General features: G+C 62.4%; 24 protein-coding genes. 14 read left to right on the forward strand and 10 right to left on the reverse strand.

Features of this window, described 5'->3' with window-relative positions; all coding sequences use genetic code 11:
* Positions 1 to 39: 39 nt before the first annotated feature.
* Genes KBB36_RS06765 through KBB36_RS06785 form a run of 5 tightly spaced genes read left to right on the forward strand, consistent with a single transcriptional unit; the run spans position 40 to position 4982 of the window.
* On the forward strand, positions 40 to 1194 hold the full coding sequence (locus KBB36_RS06765; protein WP_290978208.1) for a diaminopropionate ammonia-lyase: 1155 nt from the start codon (positions 40 to 42) through the stop codon (positions 1192 to 1194).
* Positions 1191 to 2420: a M20 family metallo-hydrolase gene (locus KBB36_RS06770; protein ID WP_290978209.1), complete on the forward strand. Its 1230-nt coding sequence runs from the start codon at positions 1191 to 1193 to the stop codon at positions 2418 to 2420. Before KBB36_RS06765 ends, KBB36_RS06770 begins: the two co-directional genes overlap by 4 nt.
* Positions 2420 to 3343 carry an N-carbamoyl-D-amino-acid hydrolase gene (locus KBB36_RS06775; RefSeq protein ID WP_290978210.1) on the forward strand — a complete coding sequence of 308 codons (924 nt, stop codon included), beginning with the start codon at positions 2420 to 2422 and terminating at the stop codon, positions 3341 to 3343. The genes KBB36_RS06770 and KBB36_RS06775 overlap by 1 nt, the downstream gene beginning before the upstream one ends.
* On the forward strand, positions 3340 to 3576 hold the full coding sequence (locus KBB36_RS06780; RefSeq protein ID WP_290978211.1) for a hypothetical protein: 237 nt from the start codon (positions 3340 to 3342) through the stop codon (positions 3574 to 3576). The genes KBB36_RS06775 and KBB36_RS06780 overlap by 4 nt, the downstream gene beginning before the upstream one ends.
* Positions 3573 to 4982, forward strand: coding sequence for an amidase (locus KBB36_RS06785; RefSeq protein ID WP_290978212.1), 1410 nt, complete (start codon positions 3573 to 3575; stop codon positions 4980 to 4982). Before KBB36_RS06780 ends, KBB36_RS06785 begins: the two co-directional genes overlap by 4 nt.
* Before the next feature lies 1 nt (position 4983).
* On the opposite strand, the gene KBB36_RS06790 is transcribed toward KBB36_RS06785, so the two are convergent.
* Positions 4984 to 5706, reverse strand: a complete 723-nt coding sequence (locus tag KBB36_RS06790) for an aspartate/glutamate racemase family protein (RefSeq protein WP_290978213.1) — start codon at positions 5704 to 5706, stop codon at positions 4984 to 4986.
* A gap of 197 nt (positions 5707 to 5903) precedes the next feature.
* Here KBB36_RS06790 and KBB36_RS06795 point away from each other — a divergent pair, with 197 nt between their 5' ends.
* The 5 genes from KBB36_RS06795 (at position 5904) to KBB36_RS06815 (ending at position 11493) form a co-directional block, all read left to right on the forward strand.
* Entirely contained in the window at positions 5904 to 7520 is a 1617-nt protein-coding gene (locus KBB36_RS06795) for an ABC transporter substrate-binding protein (RefSeq protein ID WP_290978214.1), read from the forward strand.
* A gap of 72 nt (positions 7521 to 7592) precedes the next feature.
* A complete protein-coding gene (locus KBB36_RS06800; protein WP_290978215.1) occupies positions 7593 to 8546 on the forward strand; it encodes an ABC transporter permease in 954 nt (317 codons plus the stop codon).
* 3 nt (positions 8547 to 8549) lie between these two features.
* Positions 8550 to 9443: an ABC transporter permease gene (locus KBB36_RS06805; protein WP_290978216.1), complete on the forward strand. Its 894-nt coding sequence runs from the start codon at positions 8550 to 8552 to the stop codon at positions 9441 to 9443.
* Entirely contained in the window at positions 9440 to 10513 is a 1074-nt protein-coding gene (locus KBB36_RS06810) for an oligopeptide/dipeptide ABC transporter ATP-binding protein (protein ID WP_290978217.1), read from the forward strand. Before KBB36_RS06805 ends, KBB36_RS06810 begins: the two co-directional genes overlap by 4 nt.
* Entirely contained in the window at positions 10510 to 11493 is a 984-nt protein-coding gene (locus KBB36_RS06815) for an ABC transporter ATP-binding protein (RefSeq protein WP_290978218.1), read from the forward strand. The genes KBB36_RS06810 and KBB36_RS06815 overlap by 4 nt, the downstream gene beginning before the upstream one ends.
* A 1-nt stretch (position 11494) precedes the next feature.
* Here the strand turns inward: KBB36_RS06815 and KBB36_RS06820 are convergent, their stop codons facing one another.
* Positions 11495 to 12388 (reverse strand): LysR family transcriptional regulator, encoded by an 894-nt coding sequence (locus KBB36_RS06820; RefSeq protein WP_290978219.1) that lies wholly within the window; start codon positions 12386 to 12388, stop codon positions 11495 to 11497.
* A gap of 94 nt (positions 12389 to 12482) precedes the next feature.
* On the opposite strand from KBB36_RS06820, the gene KBB36_RS06825 reads away from it, so the two are divergent.
* Genes KBB36_RS06825 through KBB36_RS06835 form a run of 3 tightly spaced genes read left to right on the forward strand, consistent with a single transcriptional unit; the run spans position 12483 to position 14340 of the window.
* Positions 12483 to 13106: a glutathione S-transferase family protein gene (locus tag KBB36_RS06825; protein ID WP_290978220.1), complete on the forward strand. Its 624-nt coding sequence runs from the start codon at positions 12483 to 12485 to the stop codon at positions 13104 to 13106.
* An 11-nt stretch (positions 13107 to 13117) separates the two neighbouring features.
* A complete protein-coding gene (locus tag KBB36_RS06830) occupies positions 13118 to 14026 on the forward strand; it encodes a pyridoxamine 5'-phosphate oxidase family protein (protein WP_290978221.1) in 909 nt (302 codons plus the stop codon).
* A gap of 26 nt (positions 14027 to 14052) precedes the next feature.
* A complete protein-coding gene (locus tag KBB36_RS06835; protein WP_290978222.1) occupies positions 14053 to 14340 on the forward strand; it encodes a DUF1330 domain-containing protein in 288 nt (95 codons plus the stop codon).
* On the opposite strand, the gene KBB36_RS06840 is transcribed toward KBB36_RS06835, so the two are convergent.
* Complete coding sequence (locus KBB36_RS06840) at positions 14337 to 15224, reverse strand: SDR family oxidoreductase (RefSeq protein WP_290978223.1); 888 nt, start codon at positions 15222 to 15224, stop codon at positions 14337 to 14339. The genes KBB36_RS06835 and KBB36_RS06840 overlap by 4 nt on opposite strands.
* A gap of 1 nt (position 15225) precedes the next feature.
* Positions 15226 to 16419 carry an acyl-CoA dehydrogenase family protein gene (locus KBB36_RS06845; protein WP_290978224.1) on the reverse strand — a complete coding sequence of 398 codons (1194 nt, stop codon included), beginning with the start codon at positions 16417 to 16419 and terminating at the stop codon, positions 15226 to 15228.
* Between the two features lie 157 nt (positions 16420 to 16576).
* Here KBB36_RS06845 and KBB36_RS06850 point away from each other — a divergent pair, with 157 nt between their 5' ends.
* Positions 16577 to 17326: a TetR/AcrR family transcriptional regulator gene (locus KBB36_RS06850; RefSeq protein ID WP_290978225.1), complete on the forward strand. Its 750-nt coding sequence runs from the start codon at positions 16577 to 16579 to the stop codon at positions 17324 to 17326.
* Here KBB36_RS06850 and KBB36_RS06855 read toward each other — a convergent pair.
* The 6 genes from KBB36_RS06855 to KBB36_RS06880 form a co-directional block, all read right to left on the reverse strand.
* On the reverse strand, positions 17261 to 18037 hold the full coding sequence (locus KBB36_RS06855; RefSeq protein ID WP_290978226.1) for an enoyl-CoA hydratase-related protein: 777 nt from the start codon (positions 18035 to 18037) through the stop codon (positions 17261 to 17263). The genes KBB36_RS06850 and KBB36_RS06855 overlap by 66 nt on opposite strands.
* 14 nt (positions 18038 to 18051) lie before the next feature.
* Positions 18052 to 19659: a carboxyl transferase domain-containing protein gene (locus KBB36_RS06860; RefSeq protein WP_290978227.1), complete on the reverse strand. Its 1608-nt coding sequence runs from the start codon at positions 19657 to 19659 to the stop codon at positions 18052 to 18054.
* A complete protein-coding gene (locus tag KBB36_RS06865) occupies positions 19656 to 20147 on the reverse strand; it encodes a biotin/lipoyl-containing protein (protein ID WP_290978228.1) in 492 nt (163 codons plus the stop codon). Before KBB36_RS06865 ends, KBB36_RS06860 begins: the two co-directional genes overlap by 4 nt.
* 2 nt (positions 20148 to 20149) lie before the next feature.
* Positions 20150 to 21628, reverse strand: coding sequence for a biotin carboxylase N-terminal domain-containing protein (locus KBB36_RS06870; RefSeq protein ID WP_290978229.1), 1479 nt, complete (start codon positions 21626 to 21628; stop codon positions 20150 to 20152).
* 87 nt (positions 21629 to 21715) lie between these two features.
* A complete protein-coding gene (locus KBB36_RS06875; RefSeq protein ID WP_290978230.1) occupies positions 21716 to 22507 on the reverse strand; it encodes an ABC transporter ATP-binding protein in 792 nt (263 codons plus the stop codon).
* Positions 22508 to 22575: 68 nt separating this feature from the next.
* Positions 22576 to 23838 carry an ABC transporter substrate-binding protein gene (locus tag KBB36_RS06880; RefSeq protein ID WP_290978231.1) on the reverse strand — a complete coding sequence of 421 codons (1263 nt, stop codon included), beginning with the start codon at positions 23836 to 23838 and terminating at the stop codon, positions 22576 to 22578.
* Positions 23839 to 23859: the final 21 nt, after the last annotated feature.

The raw sequence follows: 23859 nt of genomic DNA on the forward strand, positions 1-23859 counted from the left end.
CGATTGTATGTTGGCAAACAATTTGCTTAGGCTAAGACCATGAACATCCAGTATCTGGTCAATCCCCGGCGCCAGGCCGGGGCGTATCCTGCCACGCTGGCACCGATCCAGTCCCATGCCGCTCTGGCGCGGGCGCGGGCCGAGATTGCCGCTTGGCCCGGCTTTGCCGCCACGCCGCTGCATAATCTTGCCGGCCTGGCCGCTGAGCATGGTCTGGCCAATATCCGCTACAAGGATGAAGGCGGGCGGTTTGGCCTCGGCAGTTTCAAGGCGCTGGGCGGCGCCTATGCCGTGCTGCGCCTGTTGCAGCGCCAGACCGGGTTGAGCAGCGCCGAGCTGCTTTCCGGCCGGCATCGGCACGGGCTTGCCGGTATCACCGTCACCTGCGCCACCGATGGCAATCATGGTCGTTCGGTGGCCTGGGGCGCACAGCTTTTTGGCTGCGCCTGCGTAATCTATGTCCATGCCACTGTCAGCCAGGGCCGTTGCGACGCCATTGCCGCCTATGGTGCTCGTGTGCAGCGCTGTGAGGGCAATTATGACGACAGCGTGCGCCAGGCACAGCAGGATGCCGAGGCCCGTGGCTGGTTCGTGGTGTCGGATACCTCCTATCCTGGTTATCGCGATGTACCGCGCGATGTGATGCAGGGCTACGGTGTAATGATCGCGGAAGCTTTCGACCATTTGGCACCGGCGGAGTATCCCACACATGTATTTGTGCAGGGCGGGGTGGGCGGCCTGGCGGCAGCCATGCTGGCCTATCTGTGGGAGCGGTTTGGTGCCGCGCGGCCCTGCTTCGTGGTGGTGGAGCCGGATCGCGCCGCCTGCCTGTATGAAAGCGCCCGCGCCGGCCATCCGGTGGTGGTGGGCGGGGCCTTGGATACCGTGATGGCCGGTCTGGCCTGCGGCGAGGTTTCGGAACTGGCCTGGGAAATCCTTGATCCGGGCGCCGATGGTTTCATGACCATTCCTGACGAAGCCGCGCTGGAAATGATGCGCCGTCTGGCACAGGACGGCGTGGTGGCCGGCGAATCCGCCGTGGCCGGCCTGGCCGGCGCGCTGGCGGCACGTGCGGCGGGGCTGTTCGGGCTTGATGCAGGTTCGCGGCTGCTGGTTTTTGGTAGTGAGGGCGCCACCGATCCGGCATTGTATCGCCAGATTGTCGGCCGCTCGCATCTGGAGGTTACGGCATGAGTACGGATTTACGCATCGATGGCGCGCGGCTGTCGCAACGGCTGGCGGAACTGGGCCAGATTGGCGGCCTGCCCGGCGGCGGCAATGCCCGGCTGGCTTTCACCGACGAAGACAAGCAGGGCCGCGATCTGGTGGTGGGCTGGATGCGCGAGCTCGGCCTGGATGTCAGCATCGACAAGATCGGCAATGTCATCGGCCTGCGCGCTGGCCTGGAAGCCGGCGACCCGGTGATGACCGGCTCGCATATCGACACCGTGCGCACCGGCGGACGTTATGATGGCAATCTCGGCGTGCTGGCTGGCCTGGAAGTGGTGCAACGGCTGAATGAAGCCGGCATCGTCACGCGCCGGCCGCTCGCCGTGGCGTTTTTCAGCAACGAGGAAGGCGCCCGTTTCCATCCCGACATCATGGGCAGCATGGTCTATACCGGCAAGCTCGACCTGCCGCATGCCTATGAAACCATCGGCATTGACGGCAAGGTCTGCGGCGAGGAATTGCAGCGTATCGGTTATCTCGGCCCGGCCGAACCGGGCTGGCTCAAGCCGCATGCCTTTGTGGAATTGCACATTGAACAAGGCCCGATCCTGGAAGCCGAAGGGCTTACCATCGGCGCGGTTGATGGTGTGCAGGGTATTTCCTGGACCGAAGTGACCATCGAGGGTGTTTCCGCCCATGCCGGCACCACGCCGATGCGGCTACGGAAAGATGCCGGTTACGCCGCGGCCGAGATCGCCGTCTTCGTGCGGCAATTAACCCGTGAACTGGGCGCCAGTCAGGTCGGCACCGTAGGGCGGATGGAATTCAGGCCCGGCATCACCAATGTAGTGCCGAACCGCGCGGTGATGACGGTGGATATCCGTAATCCCGATGAAGCGGTATTGCAGCAGGCCGAGGCGCGGCTGTTCGCTTTTCTCGACCAGATTGCCGCCACAGAAGGGGTGAAGATCACCACGCGGCCGCTGGCGCGCACCCAGCCGGTGGTGTTCGCGCCGCATATGATCGACATGGTGAGCGAGATTGCTGCTGAATTCGGCTACAGCGCCCGGCGCATGACCTCGGGTGCCGGCCACGATGCGCAGATGATGGCGGCGATCTGCCCCACCGGCATGATCTTTGTGCCGAGCGTGAATGGCCTGAGCCATAATGTGAAGGAGCATACCGAGCCGGCCGATCTGGAGGCCGGCGCCAATATCCTGCTGCGCATGATGTTGCGGCTGGCAGCCTGATGGCACGGCCGCTCACTGTCGGCGCCGCCCAGCTTGGCCCGATCCAGCGTAGCGATAGCCGCGCCCAGGTGGTGGAACGCCTGATTGCCTTGCTGCGCGAGGCGCATCGCATGGGCTGTGAGCTGGTGGTGTTTCCAGAACTTGCACTCACCACCTTCTTCCCACGCTGGTTCATGGCCGCGCAGGCAGAGATCGACCAGTTTTTCGAGGCCAGCATGCCGGGGCCGGAGACGCAGCCCCTGTTTGACGAAGCCAAACGGCTGCGTATCGGCTTTTATCTGGGTTATGCCGAGATCGATGGCGACAAACGCTACAACACGGCCATCCTGGTGGAGCGTGACGGCAGCATTGTCGGCAAATACCGCAAGGTGCATCTGCCGGGCCATGCCGAGCATGAACCCTGGCGCCAGTTCCAGCATCTGGAGAAGCGCTATTTCCATGAGAGCGATACCGGCTTCCAGGTTTGGCGGGCTTTTGGCGGCATCATTGGCATGGCGATCTGCAATGATCGGCGCTGGCCGGAAACTTATCGCATGATGGGTTTGCAGGGCGCCGAGATGATCCTGCTGGGCTATAACACCCCGGTGCATAATCCACCGGCACCGGATCATGATGCGCTGTCGCTGTTTCATAACGGCCTGGTGATGCAGGCCGGCGCTTACCAGAATGGCTGCTGGGTGGTGGGCGTGGCCAAGGCCGGCAATGAGGAAGGTGTTCCGATGATCGGCGGCAGCCAGATCATCGCGCCATCCGGCCAGCCGGTTGCGCTGGCACGCAGCGAGGCCGACGAGCTGATTGTGGCCTGCTGTGACCTTGATGCTGGCTTGAGCTACAAATCCACCACGTTTAACTTCGCCCGGCACCGTATGCCGCAGCATTACGGGCTTATCACCAGCCGCAAGGGAGCGGAACCGCCACCATGACCACAGGCGCCACCAAATCAAAAAACAAAACCCCGCTGCCGCCCAGCCTGGTGGCCGGCATGTTCAACGAGGCCGGCGTAGCGTTGCGCCCGGGCCGCGCCAAGGCAATTGCTGCTGCGCTGTATCCGGCGCTGACGCATTTCCGCCCGCTGGCCGCCAAACTGCCTTTTGAAGCCGAGCCCGGCCTGTTTCCGGTTGCGGCGCCGCAAGCCAAGAAGAGGGCGCGCAAATGAGCCAGGATCCCGCCCTGCTGTCGCTGATCGAGGCGGCTGATGCACTGAATGCCGGCAAGCTGACTTCGCAGGCCCTGGTGGAAGCCGCGCTGGCCCGCACCGCCGCCTGGCAGCCGAAGATCAACGCCTATATCAAGCTGGAAGCCGAAGCCGCCTTGAAGGCTGCCAAGGCCGCAGATCGTGCGCGCAAGCGCGGTGCCAAGCTGGGGCCTCTGGCCGGCCTGCCGCTGGCGCATAAGGACATGTTCTATCGTAGCGGCCAGATCAGCAGTTGCGGTTCGGCGATCCGGCGCCATTGGAAAGCCGATGTCACCGCCACGGTGCTGGAACGGCTGGATGCTGCCGGTGCGCTGGATCTCGGCCGGCTCAACATGGCCGAATTCGCCTTCAATCCGACTGGCCATAACTACCATTACGGCCATGCCGGCAATCCGTGGAACCCGGCACGCATCACCGGCGGCTCGTCCAGCGGTTCAGCCGCAGCGGTGGCAGCACGCATGGTTTATGGCGCGCTTGGTTCCGATACCGGCGGTTCGATCCGCGAGCCGGCACATCTCTGTGGTTTGGTTGGCATGAAGCCGACCTGGGGCCGTGTCAGTCGTTACGGCTGCATGCCGCTGAGTTATTCGCTCGATACGATCGGGCCGCTGACCCGCCGCGTCGCCGATAATGCGTTGCTGATGCAGATACTGGCCGGTGCTGATCCGAATGATCCCACTGCGGCCAAGGAAGCCGTGCCGGATTATCTTGCTGCTGCCAAGCCGGGCAGTCTGCGTGGCCTGAAACTGGCGGTGCCGCGGGCGTTTTTCTGGGACAAGGTGAACAAGCCGGCGGCGCAATTGCTGGAGCAGGCTATTGCCACCTTCGCCAAGCTGGGCGCCAAGATCATCGAGATGACGCCGCCCGATATGAACATGATAACGGCCGCGGCCAATATTGTGGTCTCGGCCGAGGCGGTGGCGATCCATGGTCCCTGGCTGAAAACCCGACCACAGCTTTATTCCGAAGCCTTGCGCGCCCGGCTGGAAAACGGCCTGGCGATCAGCGCCGTGGATTATGTCGATGCGCAGCGCTGGCGCAGCATGGCGATTGCCGGCTGGCTCAAGGCAATGAACGGTGCCGATGCGGTGTTCACCCCGGTTGTGGCTGCCGCAACGCCCACCATTGCCGAGACTGATCTGGCTGGCAAACCGGAAGCCGCCAAGGTGATTGCCTCACTTACCCGACTGGTGCGGCCGATCAACTATCTCGGCCTGCCCGGCCTTACCGTGCCGGCCGGCTTCACCCGCGATGGCATGCCGCTGGGTTTCCAGCTTGTCGGCAAGCCGTTTGGCGAGGCAGTGCTGTATCGGTTTGGCGGTGCCTTCGAAGCCAAGGTGCCGGCGCATGAGGCTGTCCCGGGCTAATTTACCTGGCCAGCAATCTGCTCAGTTCGCCGCTCAGCCCGGTGCTTGCCACCGGGCTGGGTTTTTCGACCACTAACTCGCCGGTGGCTGCCTCGGCCATGCGGATTGCTGGTGTCAGGCCATCAATCACCGGCACGTTCAGCCGTGCCGCCAGTGGCTCCACCTGGCCCACCATGCCGGCACCGCCCAGAATCACCAATTCGGCGCCATCCTCGCTCACGGCAGCTTGGGCAGCCTGAAAAATTGCTTCGCGTGCTGCTTCCGGCTGGGCCCCGATCTGCCCGCCATCCGCCTGCAACACGCGCACGCTAGCCAGTTGCGTTGCCAAGCCCAGGCTGGCGGCATATTCGGTCAGCATTGGCCCCCATTTTTTGCCGCCGGTAACAATCGAGAAACGGCGAGCCTGCGCCGCTGCGGCGCGGCAGCCGGCTTCCGCCATGCCGAAACAGGGCAGGCCGCTGACCTCACGCAAGGCGGCCAAGCCCGGATCACCGAAACAGGCCAGCACCACGGCATCCGGTTGGGCGCCGCTATAGGCGGCAAAGGCATCCAGAACTGCATGGCTGGCAATCGCATAGGCGGCACGGCTGGCAATGACTTCGGCGCCGAAGCGGGCCGTCAACGGCACGATCTCGGTTCCGGCATCGGCAATGCTGCACGCAGCCACCATCAGGCGGTTGGTCATGGCTTGGCTGGTATTGCCGTTCAGCAGCAGAAGGCGCATGTCGTAATCCTGGGCGATGCCGCTTCTGTATTCAATACATGCGCCCCTCTAATTTCTGCCCATAAAAATGGCAAAAACTAGATTGTTCGTGTGCTGATAATTTTTGCAGCCGCGTATCTGCTTGGAATCACGAGGCATGATCCTCTGGCATGGAGTTTGCGATGCAGCAAACACCATCCACTTGCAGGATCATGTCCATGACCCGCCTTTCCTTCTCTACCCGTTTGCTCGGCCTTGTGGCCGCCACTGCCCTGAGCGGCTTTATCGCTGCAGCGGCCCAGGCGCAGGGAACCCTGCGTATCGGCATGACCGCCTCCGACATCCCGCTCACCACTGGCCAGACCGACCAGGGCGGCGAGGGCATGCGCTTCATGGGCTACACGGTCTATGACGGCCTGATCAACTGGGATATGAGCAAGTTTGACAAGCCCTCGGTGCTCACCCCCGGCCTTGCCACCAAATGGAGCGCCGATGCCACCGACAAGACCAAATGGACCTTCACGCTGCGCGAAGGCGTGAAATTCCACGATGGCAGCGAATTCACCGCCGATGCCGTGGTCTGGAATCTCGACAAGCTGCTGAAGAAGGATGCCCCGCAATTTGATCCACGCCAATCGGCGCAGGGCCTGTCACGCATCCCGGCTGTTGCCTCCTACAAGGCTGCTGGCAAGTACAGTGTGGAAATCATCACCAAGACCCCGGATGCCACGCTGCCCTATCAGCTGGCCTGGATCATGATGTCGTCGCCGGCGCAATTCGAGAAGCTCGGCAATAGCTGGGAAGCCTTTGCCAAAACCCCCTCTGGTACCGGGCCATGGAAGTTGACCGCCTTCGTGCCACGCGAACGCGCTGAACTCACCCCCAATGCGGATTATTGGGACAAGCCGCGGGTGCCGAAGCTGGACAAGCTGGTGCTGCTGCCGCTGCCGGAACCGAATGCGCGCGTGGCGGCGCTGCGGTCCGGCCAAGTCGACTGGATCGAGGCCCCGGCGCCGGATGCCGTGCCGTCGCTGAAGAATGCCGGTTTCAGCATTGTCACCAATGCCTATCCGCATAACTGGACGTGGCATCTTTCGCGCGTCGAAGGCTCGCCCTGGAATGATGTCCGGGTGCGCAAGGCGGCCAACCTTGCCATCGATCGCATGGCGCTCAAGGAACTGCTTGGCGGCCTGATGATCCCTGCCGAGGGTTTTTTCCCGCCGGGTAACCAGTGGTTCGGCAACCCCACCTTCAAGGTGAAGTATGATTTGGCCGAGGCCAAGAAGCTGATGAAAGAGGCTGGCTTCGGCCCCGACAAACCACTGAAGACCAAGGCACTGATCTCGCCATCGGGCTCGGGTCAGATGCTGCCCTTGCCGATGAATGAGTTCGTGCAGCAGAGCTTGGCCGAGATTGGCATCCAGATCGAGTTCGAAGTGGTGGAATGGAACCAGCTGATCAATATCTGGCGTGCTGGTGCCAAGAGCGAAGCGGCGCGCGGCGGCACGTCGATCAACTTCACCTACTTCATCCAGGATCCGTTCACCGGCGTGATCCGTCACTTGCAATGCAATCTGGTGGCGCCGAATGGCACCAACTGGGGCCATTACTGTGACCCCGAGATGGATAAGCTGTTCAACGAAGTGCGCAATACCTTCGATGCCGTGGAGCAGGACAAGGTGATGCGCAAGGTGCATGAGAAATATGTTGACGAAGCTTTGTTCCTGATGGTGACGCATGATGTGAATGCGCGTGCCATGAGCAGCAAGGTGAAGAATTTTGTGCAGGCGCAGAACTGGTTCCAGGATTTCTCGCCGATCACGATGGCCAAGTAAGCCCCAGCCGGCAGCCGCAAATGCGGCTGCCGGCAGACTTTCGCCTGACTCCCGCCCCAGCCAGGAAATGCCATGCTGTTTTATGCTTTGAAGCGCCTGCTCTATGTTCTGCCGGTTGCCTTCGGCGTCAGCGTTGTTTGTTTCCTGCTGGTGCATATAACGCCGGGCGATCCTTTAACTGCTATCATGCCCATTGATGCTTCGGCCGAGCAGCAGGCGGCAATGCGCGCGGCATATGGCTTCGATAAGCCTTTGCCTGTGCAGTATGTGATATGGCTCGGCAAGGTGCTGATCGGTGATCTGGGCAATTCGATTGCCTCCGGTCGACCCGTGCTGAGCGAGGTGATGCGCGCAGTCAGCAACACACTGATCCTGGCTTTTGTCGCCACCCTGATCGGTTTTTTCTTCGGCTGCCTGTTCGGCTTTGTTGCCGGCTATTTCCGCAATTCACCGCTGGATCGGTTGGCTTCCATGCTGTCTGTGCTGGGCGTGAGCGTACCGCATTACTGGCTCGGCATGGTGCTGGTGATCATTTTCTCGGTGCAGCTCAACTGGTTGCCAGCCACCGGCGCCGGTCCGGGTGGATCGGGGGATTGGAAGCCGGATTGGGAGCATTTCCGCTATCTGATTCTGCCGGCCATCACCATGTCGGTGATCCCCATGGGCGTGGTGGCGCGCACGATCCGCGCCCTGGTCGCCGATATCCTGTCGCAGGACTTTGTCTCGGCCCTTGCCGCCAAGGGTCTGGCCGATGGTGGCGTGTTCCGCCATGTGGTGAAAAACGCCGCACCAACCGCACTGGCGGTAATGGGGTTGCAGCTCGGTTATCTGCTTGGCGGTTCGATCCTGATCGAAACCGTGTTTTCATGGCCGGGCACTGGCTTCTTGCTCAATGCGGCTATCTTTCAGCGTGATCTGCCGCTGCTGCAAGGCACCATCCTGGTGCTGGCAATGTTCTTTGTGTTGCTCAACCTGCTGGTCGATGTGCTGCAAACCGCCTTCGATCCGCGTATCCAGCGGAGCTGAACCATGGCGGTCGGGACGATGGATGCGGGAGCGGCGAAAGTGCAGCCGATTGAGGTATCGGAAGGCTACTGGCGCGGCGTGATCAGCCGCCTGAGCCGCGATCCGGTGGCCATGCTGGCGCTGGGTGTGATTGTGCTGCTGGTGCTGATGGCGATATTCGCGCCGCTGATTGCGCCGGCTGATCCGTTCAAAGGCTCGATGCTGCGCCGCCTGCGACCGATCGGCACGCCGGGTTTCCCGCTGGGCGCCGATGAACTGGGCCGCGACATGCTGTCGCGCCTGATCTATGGCGCCCGGCTGTCGCTGTTCATGGGGGTGACGCCGGTGCTGATGGCCTTTGTGGTCGGTTCCGGCCTTGGCATTTTCGCCGGCTTTGTCGGCGGCCGGATTAATACCGCGATCATGCGCACCATCGATGTATTTTACGCCTTTCCCTCGGTGCTGCTGGCAGTGGCTTTGTCGGGTGCTCTTGGTGCCGGCCTGACCAATGCGCTGGTTTCGCTCACCATCGTGTTTATTCCGCCGATTGCACGAGTTGCCGAAAGTGTCACCACCCAGGTGCGCAACCGCGATTATGTGGAGGCCGCCCGTGCCTCCGGTGCCAGTGGCTTCACCATCGTGCGCGTGCATGTGCTCGGCAATGTGCTCAGCCCGATCTTCGTGTATGCCACCAGCCTGATCTCGGTGGCTATGATCCTGGCCTCTGGGCTCAGTTTCCTTGGCCTGGGCGTGCGGCCGCCCGAGCCGGAATGGGGCCTGATGCTCAACACGCTGCGCACCGCAATCTATGTCAATCCGCTGGTGGCGGCTTTGCCTGGCGCGATGATCTTCATCACCTCGATCTCCTTCAATCTGTTCTCCGACAGCCTGCGTTCGGCGATGGATGTGCGCGCATGACCGATCAGCCGGAAAACCAAATTGCCGATGCCCTGCATCATCCAGAGGATCGGGGTGGGCCACGTCAGCCGCTGCTCAGTGTTAAGGGTCTGATCAAACATTTTCCGGTCAGCAAGGGCCTGTTCGGGCGCAACAAGACCGTAGTGCGTGCCGTGGATGGTGTCGATTTTGATCTGATGAAGGGCGAAACGCTCGGCATCGTTGGCGAAAGCGGCTGCGGCAAATCCACCACCGCGCGGCTGCTGATGCATCTGATCGAACCTGATGCCGGCCGCATCGTGTTTGACGGCGAGGCCGTTGGCGAGGAAATCAGCCTGACACAATTCCGGCGCCAGACCCAGATGGTGTTTCAGGACAGCTACGCCTCGCTCAATCCGCGCCTGACCATCGAAGATTCCATCGCCTTCGCGCCGCAGGTGCATGGCGTGCCGCGCAAGGAGGCCCTGGCGCGGGGGCATGACCTGCTGCACCGTGTCGGCCTGGAACCGCGCCGCTTTGCTGGCCGCTATCCGCACGAACTTTCCGGTGGCCAGCGCCAGCGTATCAATATTGCCCGTGCGCTGGCATTGGAGCCGCGTCTGGTGATCCTGGATGAGGCCGTCTCGGCGCTCGACAAATCGGTGGAAGCGCAGGTGCTCAACCTGCTGCTTGACCTCAAGGATGCGTTCGGCCTGACCTACATTTTCATCTCGCATGATCTGAATGTGGTGAATTTTGTCTCCGACCGGGTGATGGTGATGTATCTCGGCAAGGTGGCGGAGATCGGCCCGTCGGAAAGCCTGTTTGCCGCGCCGAGCCATCCCTATACGGCGGCCTTGCTGAATTCGATGCCGGCGATGGACCCGGATAACCGCACCATGGAGGCGCCGCTATTTGGCGATCCCCCCAATCCAATTGATCCGCCGCCAGGCTGCCGCTTCCATACTCGCTGCCGCCATGTTGCGCCGATCTGCTCCAGCCAGGTGCCGGTGCTGGCCAGCGTGGCAGAGCTGCATGACAGCGCCTGCCTGATGCGCCAGCCCGGCAGCGGCCATCCCCAGGCCGGCCCGGCAATCGAGGTGGCAGCATGAGCGAGGAACCGGTTGTTGATATCCGCAATCTGACCGTGGCCTTCAAAGGCGGGCGCGGCAAGGTCAATGCGGTGAATGGCGTCGACCTGCAAGTCGGGCGCGGCGAAGTGGTGGCCTTGCTGGGTGAATCCGGTTCGGGCAAGAGTGTTACGCTGCGCTCGCTGTTGCGGCTGCATCCGGAACAGCGCACCGAGATGGCCGGCAGTATCAAGGTGCTGGGGCAGGATGTGATGGCGCTGAAAGGTGCGGCGCTGACCGGGTTTCGCGGCAAGACCGTGTCGATGATCTTTCAGGAACCGCTGCTGGCACTTGATCCGGTCTATACCGTGGGTGCGCAGATTACCGAAGGCATCCGAAAGCACGAGCCCGGCGTGAGCAAGGCGGCGGCTGAGGAGCGGGCGCTGGAAGCGCTGAAGCGGGTGCGTATTCCGTCACCGGAACGCCGGTTGAAAGCCTATCCGCATGAAATGTCGGGTGGCATGCGCCAGCGCGCCATGATCGCCCTGGCACTGGCCTGCAATCCGCAGGTGCTGCTGGCCGACGAGCCGACCACGGCGCTGGATGCCACAGTGCAGATTCAGATTCTGCTGCTGCTCAGGGAATTGCAGCGTGAACTCGGCCTGTCGGTGATCCTGGTGACGCATGATATCGGTGTCGCGGTGGAAGTGGCTGATCGTATTGCCGTGATGTATGCCGGCCGCATCGTGGAAACCGGCCCGGTGCGGGATGTGATCCGCAATCCGAGCCATCCCTATACCAAGGGTCTGCTGACCTTCCGTGCTCATGGCGCGATGAAGGGCGCCCGGCTGGATGCGATTCCCGGCGCCCCGCCGGATCTGAGCAAATTGCCGCCGGGCTGTGCTTTTGCACCGCGCTGCAAGCGGGTCGGCGAAGGCTGCGATACGATCCAGCCCGAGCCGGTGACGCTGGGTCCGGCACATTGGGCGCGTTGCCTGAAACTGGCCGAGGCGGCAGAGTAGCTCAGGCCGGCAGCGCCGCCAAATCGGCGCGCAATCGCGGCGCGGCGAAATCGATGAATGCGCGTAGCCGCGCATTTGGCCATTGTCCCTCGCGATGCACCAGATGCACCGGTAGCGGGGGCGGCTCATACTCGGGCAGCAGTATTTCCAGTTCACCGCGCTGTAGTTCCTGCGCGATCATGTAGGATAACACCCGGGTCAGCCCTAGTCCGCGCTGTGCCGCCGTGATAGCCACTTCCACCGAGTTGACGCAGAGCTGTGAGTGCGGCGCCACGCTATCCGTGTTGAATTTCCATGGCCGTGGCGCGGCGCTGTCGGAAAACAGGATCGCGCTATGCTGCGCCAGATCGGCCGGCCGGACCGGGCGGCCATGGCGCGCCAAATAGTCTGGTGCAGCGCAGATCACCCGCCGCACTTGGCCAAGCCGCAAGGCGGTCAGACCGGAATCGGCCAGTTCAGCGATCCGTACCGCCAGGTCAAAACCTTCCTGCACCATGTCGATCACGCGGTCGGCCAACATCAGCCGCAGGTCTATGCCGGGATAATGCGGCAGGAAATCCAGTATCACCGGCGCGACATGGCGGCGGCCGAACAGCACCGAGGCGGTCATGGTCAGCACACCGCGTGGCTCGCCATGCAGGCCGCCAGCCGAACGTTCGGCTTCTTCCAAATCCATCAGGATACGCCGGGCATCGGCCATGAAGCGCAGCCCGGCCTCAGTCGGTTGCACCACCCGTGTGGTACGGTGCAGCAGACGGGCGCCGAGTTTTTCCTCCAAGGCCACCACCGCCCGGGTCACAGCCGGCGGTGACAGGCGCAGCTTCTGGGCCGCAGCGGCGAAACTTTTGGCTTCGGCCACTGCCAGAAAAGCGCGGATCGAGGCGAAATGGTCCATTATTCCATTTTATGAAATAGTGAATTGCAGAATAGATATATTATCATCTTGAATTGAAAGATCATAGTGGGGCCAGCAGCAAGGAGCCCCGATCATGACCCAACCCGCCCAGCCCATCCGACTGCATGGCTTTCAGCTTTCGGGCCACAGCCATCGCGTCGAACTGTTTCTCAACCTGCTTGGCCTGCCCTATCAGTTCATTGCCGTGAATCTGGCCGGCGGTGAACATTTGCAGTCGAAATTCCTGCCTCTGAATCCGTTTGGCCAGGTGCCGGTGATCGAGGATGGTGCGGTCACTTTGGCCGATAGCAATGCCATCCTGGTTTATCTGGCGCAGGTCTATGATCCGGCGCGGCGCTGGCTACCGGCCGATCCGCTGCGCCAGGCGCAGATTCAGCGCTGGCTTTCGGTGGCGGCTGGCGACCTGGCTTTTGGGCCAGCACTGGCCCGTATCATCCGCCTGTTCAAGCGGCCCGCCGACATGGTTCAGGCTCAGGCGGTTGCGCACCGCCTGCTGCAAAGACTGGAAGCGCAGCTTGGCGCCAATGGATGGCTGGTGGGCGATATGCCAAGCATCGCCGATCTGGCGCTCTACAGCTACACGGCGCGGGCACCGGAAGGCGATGTAACGCTGGAGGACTTTCCTGCCATTCGCGCCTGGCTAAACCGGGTGGAGGCATTGCCCCGCTTCCACCCCATGCCGCGCGCCACAAGCTAGCGGGGATGATCATGGAAAATCTGACAGTCTACCATGCCGGCGAAATAGCCATGCAGGAACGCGCCGGCGTGCGCCTTCAGGCCGAACGCGGCCAGCGCATGATCCGTGATTTCATGCCGGATCAGCATCGCGATTTTTTCGCCATGCTACCGTTCCTGCTGGTTGGGCATGTTGATGCTGCGGGCCAGCCCTGGGCCAGCATGCTGGTGGGCGAACCGGGCTTCGCCACATCACCAGATCCTCGGCATCTGCGCATCGCGCCGCTGCCATTGCCGCACCATCCGCGCCCGGTCGTGGGGGATGTGCTGGGCTTGCTGGGTATTCAGCCGGAAACCCGGCGTCGCAACCGCATGAATGGCCGCGTCGTGGCCGTGGCTGGCGATGGCAGCTTTACCGTGCAGGTGCAGCAGAGTTTCGGCAATTGCCCGCAATACATCCAGCCACGCCAGGCCAGGCCGGTGATCCGACCCGCATTGCCGCAGCGCGCCGAAGGCCCGATTCTATCGGCCGAAGCGGCTGCATTGATCGAACGCTCGGATACATTCTTCATTGCCAGCGCGGCAAAGGGAGCAGCATCAGGGGCAGTGGGCGATCCAAGCCAGGGCGTTGATGTGTCGCATCGCGGTGGACTGCCAGGCTTTGTGCTGCGCCAGGATGATGCGCTGCTGATCCCGGATTACGCCGGCAACAATCTGTTCAACACCTATGGCAACCTGTTGCTGGAGCCACGCGCCGGCCTGTTGTTTTTTGATCCGGTCAGCGGCGACATGCTGCAATTGCATGGCTTGGCCGAGATTCTTTGGGATGGGCCGATCGTGGAGCGCTTGCCGCAGGCGCGTCGCGCAATGCGATTTCGCATCACGGGCGGCCTATGGCTGCCGGCGGCGATACCGTTGCAATTCGGCCCGCCGATTACATAGACTGATTATCTAAACAGGAGTGAACCATGGCTGCCTATATTCTCGCCTTCGTCGATGTTACAGACGCGGAAACCTACGAGCGCTACAAGCAACTGGCGCCGCCGGCGATTGCGGCGGGCGGCGGGCGTTATCTGGTGCGCGGCGGTGCGGTGGAAGTGCTGGAAGGCAGCCATGACGGCCGCCGCGTGGTGGTGCTGGAATTCCCCGATATCGCCGCCGCCAAGGCTTTCTATGATGGCGAGGCCTACCGCGAGGCGCGCGCCGTGCGCGCCCCGGCCTCCAAGGCCACTTTGCTGCTAGTACCGGGAATTTAGGTCGATTCACCTGGATCGACGGCCTTGGTGGCGTCGCGGAACCATTGCGGCTTGTCGGTAGTCCAGGTCTCACCCCAGAGATGGCCACCGCCGCTCATTTCCATAGTTTCGCCGGTGATGAAGCCACCGGCCGGGCCGCCGATGAACAATGCCGCTTCGGCCACCTGCCAGGGGCTGCCGGCAATGCGCATCGGGTTCACGTTTTCATAGCGTTTGCGCACATGCGGCTGATAGACCTGCCAGCCTTCGGAGCGGATCGTACCCGGGGCGATGCAATTGACCCGGATGCCGAGCGGCGCCCATTCCACTGCCACTGCTTCGGAAAATGCCTTCACCCCGGCCCGGGCAGCGCAGGTATGCGCCACATTATGCAGGCCGCGCGGCGAGACCACGATGGTGACAATGCTGCCGCCACGCCCGGCATCGCGCCAGCGCCGCGCCGCTGCCTGCATGACGTTGAATGTGCCGGTCAGGTTGGTGTCGATCACCGCACGCCAGCCTTTTTCAGTATAGTCGATGGCCGGCTGCGGAAATTGCCCGCCGGCTGAATTCACCAGCAGATCGGGCGGCCCGCCCCAGTTCTGCGCCACTGTATCGAACATCACGTCCACGCTGTCGCGCTGGCGAATGTCCACCGTCACGGCAAGGCAATCCAGGTCGTGCTGCCGCATCGCCTCGGCCACCGGCGCCAGCCGTTCCAGGCGGCGGCCGGCAATGGCAACGCGGGCGCCTAGCCGTGCCGCCAGCCAGGCGGTGGCGCGGCCGATGCCGCCGCCGCCGCCGGTTACCAGCAGGCTACGGCCGGCCAGGCTGCCGGCGGCAAGATTGGTCGGATGCGCCGCCAGGTCGGCATCCGAGAGGGCGAGGGGGGCTTCGTCGGTCATCTCAGCTCTTGAGGATTTCGCCGGCGATGATCAGCTTGCGTACCTCGGTGGTGCCGGCGCCGATCTCTAGCAGCTTGGTGGCGCGGAACAGCCGGTTCACTTCGGCTTCCCAGATATAGCCGCTACCGCCGTGGATCTGCACCGCATGATCCAGCACACGATTCATGGTATCGGCTGCATACATCACTGACGCCGCAGTGAGGGCGTGGATCGAGCCGCGGCCGCCGCCGCCGACTTCCAGTTCATTTGCTTCCATCAGCACGCGATAGGTGAAGCTGCGCATGGTTTCCACCAGCACATACATTTCCGCCACGCGGCTCTGCACCATCTGGAAGCTTGCAATCGGCTTGCCGAATTGCTGGCGCGTGCGCGCATAATCAATGCTCAGTTCCAGCGCCCGTTCGGAGATGCCGAGGCAGATCGGCGCGATCATGGCGCGCTCCAGGTCCAGCCCGCTCATCACCACGCCAACACCGCGATTCTCGCCGCCAACCAGATTTTCAGCCGGCACGCGGCATTCGTCAAAAACCAGCTCGGCCGTCTGGCTGCCGCGGAAGCCCATCTTCACCAGCTTCTGCGCCACGCGAAAGCCCGGATAATCCTTCTCGACGATGAAAGCCGAAATGCCATGCGCGCCGGCGCCTGGATTGGTTTTGGCATAAACCAGCAGCACATCGGCCACCGGGCCGTTGGTGATGTAAATCTTGCCGCCATTCAGCACATATTCATCACCCTCGCGCCGTGCCGTGGTGCGCATTGAGCCGAGCGCATCCGAGCCGGCGCCGGGTTCGGTCAGGCCCAAAGCACCGGTCAGCGAGCCATCGCACAGGCCCGGCAGGTATTTGCGCCGCTGCGCATCATTGGCATTGCGGTAGATGTTGTTGAGGCAGAGATTTTCATGCGCCACCCAGCTTAGCGCCAGGGCATGATTCCAGCGCGAGAATGCTTGCAGGATCAGGCCGCTGGTCATCAGGTCGGCGCCAACCCCGCCGTAATCCGGGTCCACGGTGATGCCGAAATAGCCTGCCTTGCCCAATTTGGCAAAGGCATCGCTCGGCCACCATTCCTCGTTATCCATGCGGGTGCTGAGCGGATACAATTCCGCCTTGGCATAGCGGTCGGCGGCATCCAGCACGGCATTCTGCTCCGGGCTGAGGCTGAATTGCGCGTTGCTGTTGGCGGTGCTGTTCGACATTCCCGGCTTCCCTATTTCTTGATGAATTGAATTCATTAAATGCCCGGGCTGAATTTCTGTCAATGCCATGCCACCAAGCATAGGGTGGTGAAACCGCTGATGAACCCGGTTCGCATAAGCGATTGACGCTTAGTGTTATGCCGGGCTAGATCATGGCATGACCAAGACCGCCACCCGCAAACGCGCCAGCCGCCTGCCGCGCGAAAAACGTGAAGCCGACATTCTGGCGGCCGCGCGCGCCGTATTCCGCCTGCGCGGCTACGAGAATGCCTCGATCTCGGAAATCGCAGAGCGGGCCGGCGTGGTGGAAGGCTCGATCTACCGCTATTTCGAGAGCAAGCGCGCGCTGCTCGTGCGGGTGATCGAGGATTGGTATAGCGGCATGATCGAGGAGGATAGCCATCTGCTGCCCAGTGTCAGCGGCATCCGCAACCGGCTGCGCTACATTGTCTGGCATCATCTCAAGGCATTGCATGACGAACCCGGGCTTTCCAGTCTGGTGTTTCTCGAATTCCGCCCGGACCCGAATTATCGCAAAACTACGATCTATGCGCTGAACCGGCGCTATACTGCACGTGCCACGGCAGTGATCCGTGATGCGGTGGCGGCTGGGGAATTCCGCAATGATGTGTCGCCCGGCCTGGTGCGCGACCTGATCTATGGCTGTGTTGAACACCATACCTGGGCGTTTCTGCGCGGCGAGGGTGATTTTGATATCGAGGCGGTGGCCGACAGCATCACCGATGTTGTCTATCGTGGCCTGGCCGCACCGGCGCCGCAACCGCAGCCGCTGGATGTCGCTTTGCAGCGGCTGGATGCGGCGGTGAGTCAGCTCAACAAACTATCCCTTGCTGCGCCGACTGAGGAAGGCCTGCAAAACATCGAGCGTGGCCGGCGACGCCGCTAGACGCGACACCTGATCGGCTTCCGCATCAAGCTGTTGTTGCAGGCTGGCATCCGGGCTTTTCGCCAGCAGACGTTTTACCGCAGCCATCGTCCCGCTGGGCATTGCAGCCAATGTTTGCACCACCTGCTCCACAGCATCGGCAAAGGCTGCATCGTCATAAACCCGGGTGATCAGGCCCCAATCCAGCGCGGTTTCGGCGTCCAGGATCGGGTTGAGCGCAATGATCTCGAAGGCCCGGCGCATACCGGCCATGCGGGGTAAATTGTAGCTCAGGCCGCCATCGGGCGAGAGGCCGGATTTGGTATAGGCGCTGGCAAAACGTGCCGAGCGTTTCGCCAGCACGATATCGGCGGTCAGCGCCAGGCTGAAGCCACCGCCTGCCGCCATGCCGTTTACCGCTGCCACCAGCGGCGCGGCGCCATGATGCAGCCGGGTGATGCCGAGATGGAACAGGCTGGCCATTTCCAGCACATGGCTGCGCAGATGGTCGCGGTTGGCAATGAAGTCGTCGATATCGCCGCCAACGCTGAAGAAATCACCTTCCGCTGCCAGCAAGATACATTTCAGGCTGTCATCTGCAGCGCAGGCCATGGCGGCTTCGGCAAAAGCCTTGCACCAGGCCAGGTCCACCGCATTGCGGCGCCCCGGATTGGCCAGAGTGATCCGGGCCACACCATCCTTGCGGCTGAAATCGATGCGTTTCTCTGTCATGCCGTTTTCCTCCCTCACAGGCGCAGCACACCATAACCCGGTTCGCCAAATGGCGCATTCAAGGCGGCGGCGATGCCGATGCCGAGCGCATTGCGCGTATCCACCGGATCAAGCAGGCCATCGTCCCATAATTCCGAGGTGGAATGATAGGCGGAAAGCTGCTGCTGATAGGCCTGCAAAGTCTCGTCGCGCACCCGGGCCAGGTCTTCCGGGCCATAAGCGATACCGTCACGTTCAAGCTGGCGCAGCTTCACTTCGGCCAGGGTATTGGCTGCCTGCTCACCGCCCATCACGCCGATCTGGTGATTGGGCCAGGAAAACAGGAAACGTGAATCAAACGCACGGCCACACATGCCGTAATTGCCGGCGCCAAAGGAGGCATGGCACATCACGGTGAATTTCGGCACATGGCTGCAAGCCTGCGCCATAATCATCTTGGCGCCATCCTTGGTGATGCCGGCGGCTTCGTAGGTCTGGCCCACCATGTAGCCGGTGATGTTCTGCAAAAACAGCATCGGCGTGTTGTTCTGATTGCACAATTCAATGAAATGCGCGCCTTTCAGCGTGCTGTCATTAAATAGCACGCCGTTATTGGCCAGGATGCCGATGCGGTGGCCCCAGATGCTGGCATAGCCGCAAACCAGCGTGGGGCCATAGGCCGGCTGGTATTCATGGAAACGACTGCCATCCACCAGGCGGGCAATCACCTCGCGCATGTCGAAGCTTTTTTTGATGCTGTCGGGCAGGATGCCATAGAGTTCGTCCGGGTCGTAGAGCGGCGCGTCGGCGCTGTTCATGGCGATGCGGGTCTTCTGTGTCGGCGCCCATTGCGCCACGATCTCACGGCCGATGCGGATGGCATCCAGTTCGCTATTGGCCGGATAGTCGCAGGTGCCGGAGGTGCGGGTATGCAGGTCGGCGCCGCCCAGATCATCGGCAGAAACGATGGCGCCGGTGGCAGCCTTCACCAAGGGCGGCCCGGCCAGGAAAACCGCGCCGGTGCCGCGCACGATCACATTATAGTCGCTCAAGGCCGGGATATAGGCACCGCCCGCCGTGCAATGGCCAAACACCAGCGCCAGCTGCTTGATGCCGCGTTTGCTGAGCAGCGACTGATTGCGGAAGATGCGGCCCGCCATATGCTTGTCGGGAAAGACATCGGATTGCATTTGCAGGAAGCCGCCGGCGGAATCGCAGAGATGTACCACCGGCAGGTGGTTTTCCAAGGCGATTTCCAAGCAGCGCACAATCTTCTTGATGGTGAGCGGAAACCAGGCGCCGCCTTTCACGGTGGAATCATCGGCATGGATCATCACCTCGCGGCCGGCCACGATGCCGATGCCGGTGATGCAGGATGCGCCCGGCGAGGCGCCGTCATAAGCCATGTTGCCGGCCAGGGTGGAAAGCTCCAGGAAGGGTGTGCCGGGATCGAGCAGCTTTTCCAGCCGCTGGCGCGGCAGCAGCTTGCCATGCCCGGCCAGGCGTTGCAGGTCGCGTAGCGGCCGTTCATGGCGCGCGATGCGCTGGTTCTCGTGCAAGCTCTGCGCCAGCGCCTTATTGGCGGCATAGCGCAGGCGGAATTCCTCATCGCTGGTGCGAATAGCGGATTTCAGAACGCTCATGCTGCATCTCCGAAGCTGATCAGCACCGCGCCACGGTCGAAAGTGGCATTCTCGGTCACATGCAGTTTGGCAATGCGGCCGGCGCGAGGCGCCAGGATGCTCATTTGCAGTTTCATGCTTTCGATCACCAGCAGCTTGTCGCCCTCGGCCACCTCCTGGCCTGGGGCGGCATGCAGGCTGATCACGGTGCCCGGCATATCGGCCAGGATTTCATTCGCCGCGGCACCGGCCTGGGCCGCGTCTCCGGCTTCGCTCTGGCGGCGCAGATGGATGTTGCGGCCGGCGATGCGCAGGTAGATATCGTCGCCCACCACCAGGCGCCAGCCCTGAACGCTTTGGCCATTCACCAGCAGGCTGAAGGCGCCACCAGTGCCGGGCTGCTCGCTGACATTAAAGGCGCTGCCATCCAGCGCCAAGCGCAAGTCAGGCCGCCGTGCCAGCACATCCAGTTCGCAGCTCTGGCCGTTCAGATCAAAACGATACGCCATGCTCAATTCCTCCAGGCGCCGATGCTGGCGAAAGGCTCGGGCACATCCAGCAGACTTTGCCGGATATCAACAAGGCCCAAAGCGGCGGCGGCCAGGGCGGCTTGCTGCGTGCTTGCAGGCAAGGGCGGTGCAGCCAGGCTTTCGGCCTGTTCGGCCAGGAAGCCGGTATGCAGCCGCCCGGCGCGGAATTCGGCATGCGCCATGATGCGCGCCAGATAATCCCCGTTATGGTTCACACCCAGCAGCGCCAATTGCTCCAGCCCGGCTTGCAGGCGGCTGGCGGCTTCATCGCGATTGGCGCCATGGGCAATCAGCTTGGCCAGCATGGAATCAAAAGCCGGTGTCACTGCCTGGCCGGCCAGGATACCGCCATCCCAGCGCAGGCCGTCGCCCTGCGGAATATGCAACAGGCCGATGCGGCCGGTGGCGGGGCGGAAGTCGCGTTCCGGCTCCTCGGCGCAAAGCCGCACTTCGATGGCATGGCCGTGGCGGCGCAAATCGCCTTGTGCGCAGGGCAGCGGCAGGCCTGCGGCAATGCGTAATTGCTGCTCAACAAGGTCAACGCCATAGACCAGTTCGGTTACCGGATGCTCCACTTGCAGCCGGGTATTCATCTCCAGGAAATAGAAGGCGCCATCCTTGCCGAGAATGAATTCCACCGTGCCGGCATTGCGATATTTCGCCGCGCCGGCCAGCTTCACGGCGGCGTTGCAAATCGCATCACGCAACGCCTCGGGCAGATTGGGTGCCGGGGCTTCCTCCACGATCTTCTGATAGCGGCGCTGCAATGAACATTCGCGCTCGCCGAAATGCAGCACATTGCCCTGGCCATCGCCTAGCACCTGCACTTCGATATGGCGCGGCATTTCCACCAGTTTTTCGGCATAGACACGGCCATCGCCGAAATAGCGCTTGGCTTCGCCGGCTGCCATAGTTGCCGCTTCGGCCAGTTCATCCGGGCCGCGCACAATTTTCATGCCCTTGCCGCCGCCGCCGGCGGAAGCCTTGATCAGTAGCGGAAAGCCAACGCTGGCGGCTTGCGCTGCAATGGCAGCGGCATCGCCGCTCAGATCGATGCTGGGCGCCACCGGCACGCCCTGGGCGCGGGCATAGTCACGTGAGCGGATTTTGTCGCCCATCAGATGCATGCTGGCCGGATCAGGGCCGATGAAAACCAGCCCGGCATCAGCAACAGCCTGGGCGAAGCCGGCATTTTCAGAGAGGAAGCCATAGCCGGGATGGATCGCTGCCGCCTGCTGCGCCTTGGCAGCGGCAATGATCTGCGCCCCATCCAGATAGGCGGCAGTTGGCACGCTGCCGAGCAGTTCCACAGCGGCATCGGCCATGGCGAAATGCGGCGCCTTGCGATCTTCAAAATGATACACCGCCACGGCGCGGATACCGAGGCGTTGCAGGCTGCGGATGACCCGGCAAGCAATCTCGCCGCGATTGGCCACCAATACGGCAGGAAACAGGCTCATGCGCGAAACCCTCCGTAATGAATTCGGTTCATTAATTTGGCGTGGAGCAAACAGAATGGCATGGTGGCTCCGGTTGTTATGCGTTGATCAGGCGAGCCAGCGCTTGCGGCGGCGATAATGTTTCACAGCGTGATAATCCACCTTGGCCACGCCACCCAGATAGGCATCCTGCACATCGGGATTGGCGCGCAGCACCTCGGCAGTGCCGTTCATCACCACGCGGCCATTCTCGATCAGATAGGCGGTATGCGCCACGTCAAGCGCGGCAGCGGCATTCTGTTCCACCAGCAGCACGGCCACCTTCTGCTCAGTGTTGATGCGGCGGATGATGTCAAAGATTTCGTCCACCAGATAGGGCGCCAGGCCCAGGCTCGGCTCGTCGAGCATGATCAGTTTCGGCTCGGTCATCAGCGCGCGGGCAATTGCCAGCATCTGCTGTTCGCCGCCGGAAAGGTAGCCCGCCTTGGCCTTGGCGCGGTCGCGCAGGCGCGGGAACAGGTCAAACATGCGCTCCATCAGGTCGCGCACCCGGGCGCGGTCGTTATGCATGGAGGTGGCGGCGATCAGGTTTTCCGCCGGAGTCAGATGGCCGAAGACGCGGCGGCCTTCCAGGCAATGCACAATACCCTTGCGCACCCGTTCGGGCGCATCGATCTTGAGAATATCCTCGCCGTTGAAGGTGACATCGCCGCGCGTCACGGCGCCGCGTTCCGGTTTCAGCAGGCCGCTGACGGTTTTCAGCACCGTGCTCTTGCCGGCGCCATTGGCGCCAAGCAGGGCCACCAGGCCACCTTCCGGCACATCGATGGAAATGCCCTTCACGGCCAGGAATACCTGATCGTAAACCACTTCAACATTGTTCAGGGCCAGCAGCGACATGGCATCCATCTATCCGGGCAATGAAAAGAAAGGGCGCGGCAGCAAGGCTGCCGCCGCGCCCGGCAGTTTTACTTGCCGCTCTTGGCGAATTCGGAGGAGTATTTCTTGATCTCCGCCCACACCACATCCTGATTGGCCGAGAACCAATCGGTCTTGGCCTGGAAGCCCTTGCCATCCCATTGCGATATGCGGCCCATGCCGCCGCCCTGGTGATCGGCATTGGTCACGGTGGTGGAGGGCATCATGCCATCCGCCGTGAAGCCCTTGATCGCTTGCAGGCCGGCATTAAGCCAGGGGCCGGAAACCGGGCCGTTCGGCGCGATTTCAAACGCCTTGCGCACGCCTTCCAGGATGGTGGCGATAATCATCACGCCGTAATTGTAGTAGACCGTGCCCACCTTGTTTTCCGGCCCGGCGCCCTTGCCGGCAGCCACCACGTTCTTGAGGATGTCCTGGATCGGCTTCGGTTCGCGGCCGAGCACGCAGGGATCAACCTTCATCACGCCCTTCACCGCATCGCGGCCGGCCACGTCCATGTCGGATTCGGAAATCCAGACGCTGGAGCACATGCGATCCATGCGGATGCCGTTGCGCACGGCTTCGGTCAGGGCCACGGTCTGGCCCACGCCGGCGCCCCAGAAGATCACCCAATCCGGGCGCGCGCGCCGCACCTGCGGCCAGATCGCCGACTGGTCGTTGCCCGGCGGCGTATAGGGGAAGGTCTGCAATTCAAAGCCCAGCTTGTCGCGCAGCGCTTCCAGGATCGGCAGCGGCTCCTTGCCAAACGGCGTGTCGATATGCACATAGGCAATCTTCTTGCCCTTCAGGCCGCCATCCTGCTTGTTGGCGTAATCCAGGATCAGGCCCATCTGCGTCCAGTAATTCGGCGATAGCGGGAAGATATAGGGGAACACGGTGCCGTCAGCGGCGTCCGAGCGGCCGGAAAAGGCGGTGACCATGTTGATCTTGTCGGCCAGCACGCGCGGCACCAGGGCGCGCGCCACCGGTGTGGAAAGCGGGTCCACCAGCACCATGCCCTGGCCCTTGGCGCGTTCATAGGATTCGATGGCGCGCGGCAGATCGTTGCCGTGGTCGGTCACCTCGGCCACGATCTTGTGGCCGCCGATGCCGCCGCGCTCGTTGATCAGCGTGATATAGTCGCGCTGGCCCTGGCTGTATTCGGCGGTCACGAAGGTGTAAACCTTGGTGAAATCCTGCGTCATCAGGAAGCGGATGGTCTTGTCCTGGCCGAAGGCCAGCTTGATTGGCTGCGAAGCGAGCAAAGCGGCGGCACCGGCGCCGGTAAGCAGGGTGCGACGATCGACGGTCATGGGCGTTCTCTCCTGTGTTTG

The sequence above is a fragment of the Ferrovibrio sp. genome, from assembly GCF_017994015.1.
Lineage (GTDB): Bacteria > Pseudomonadota > Alphaproteobacteria > Ferrovibrionales > Ferrovibrionaceae > Ferrovibrio.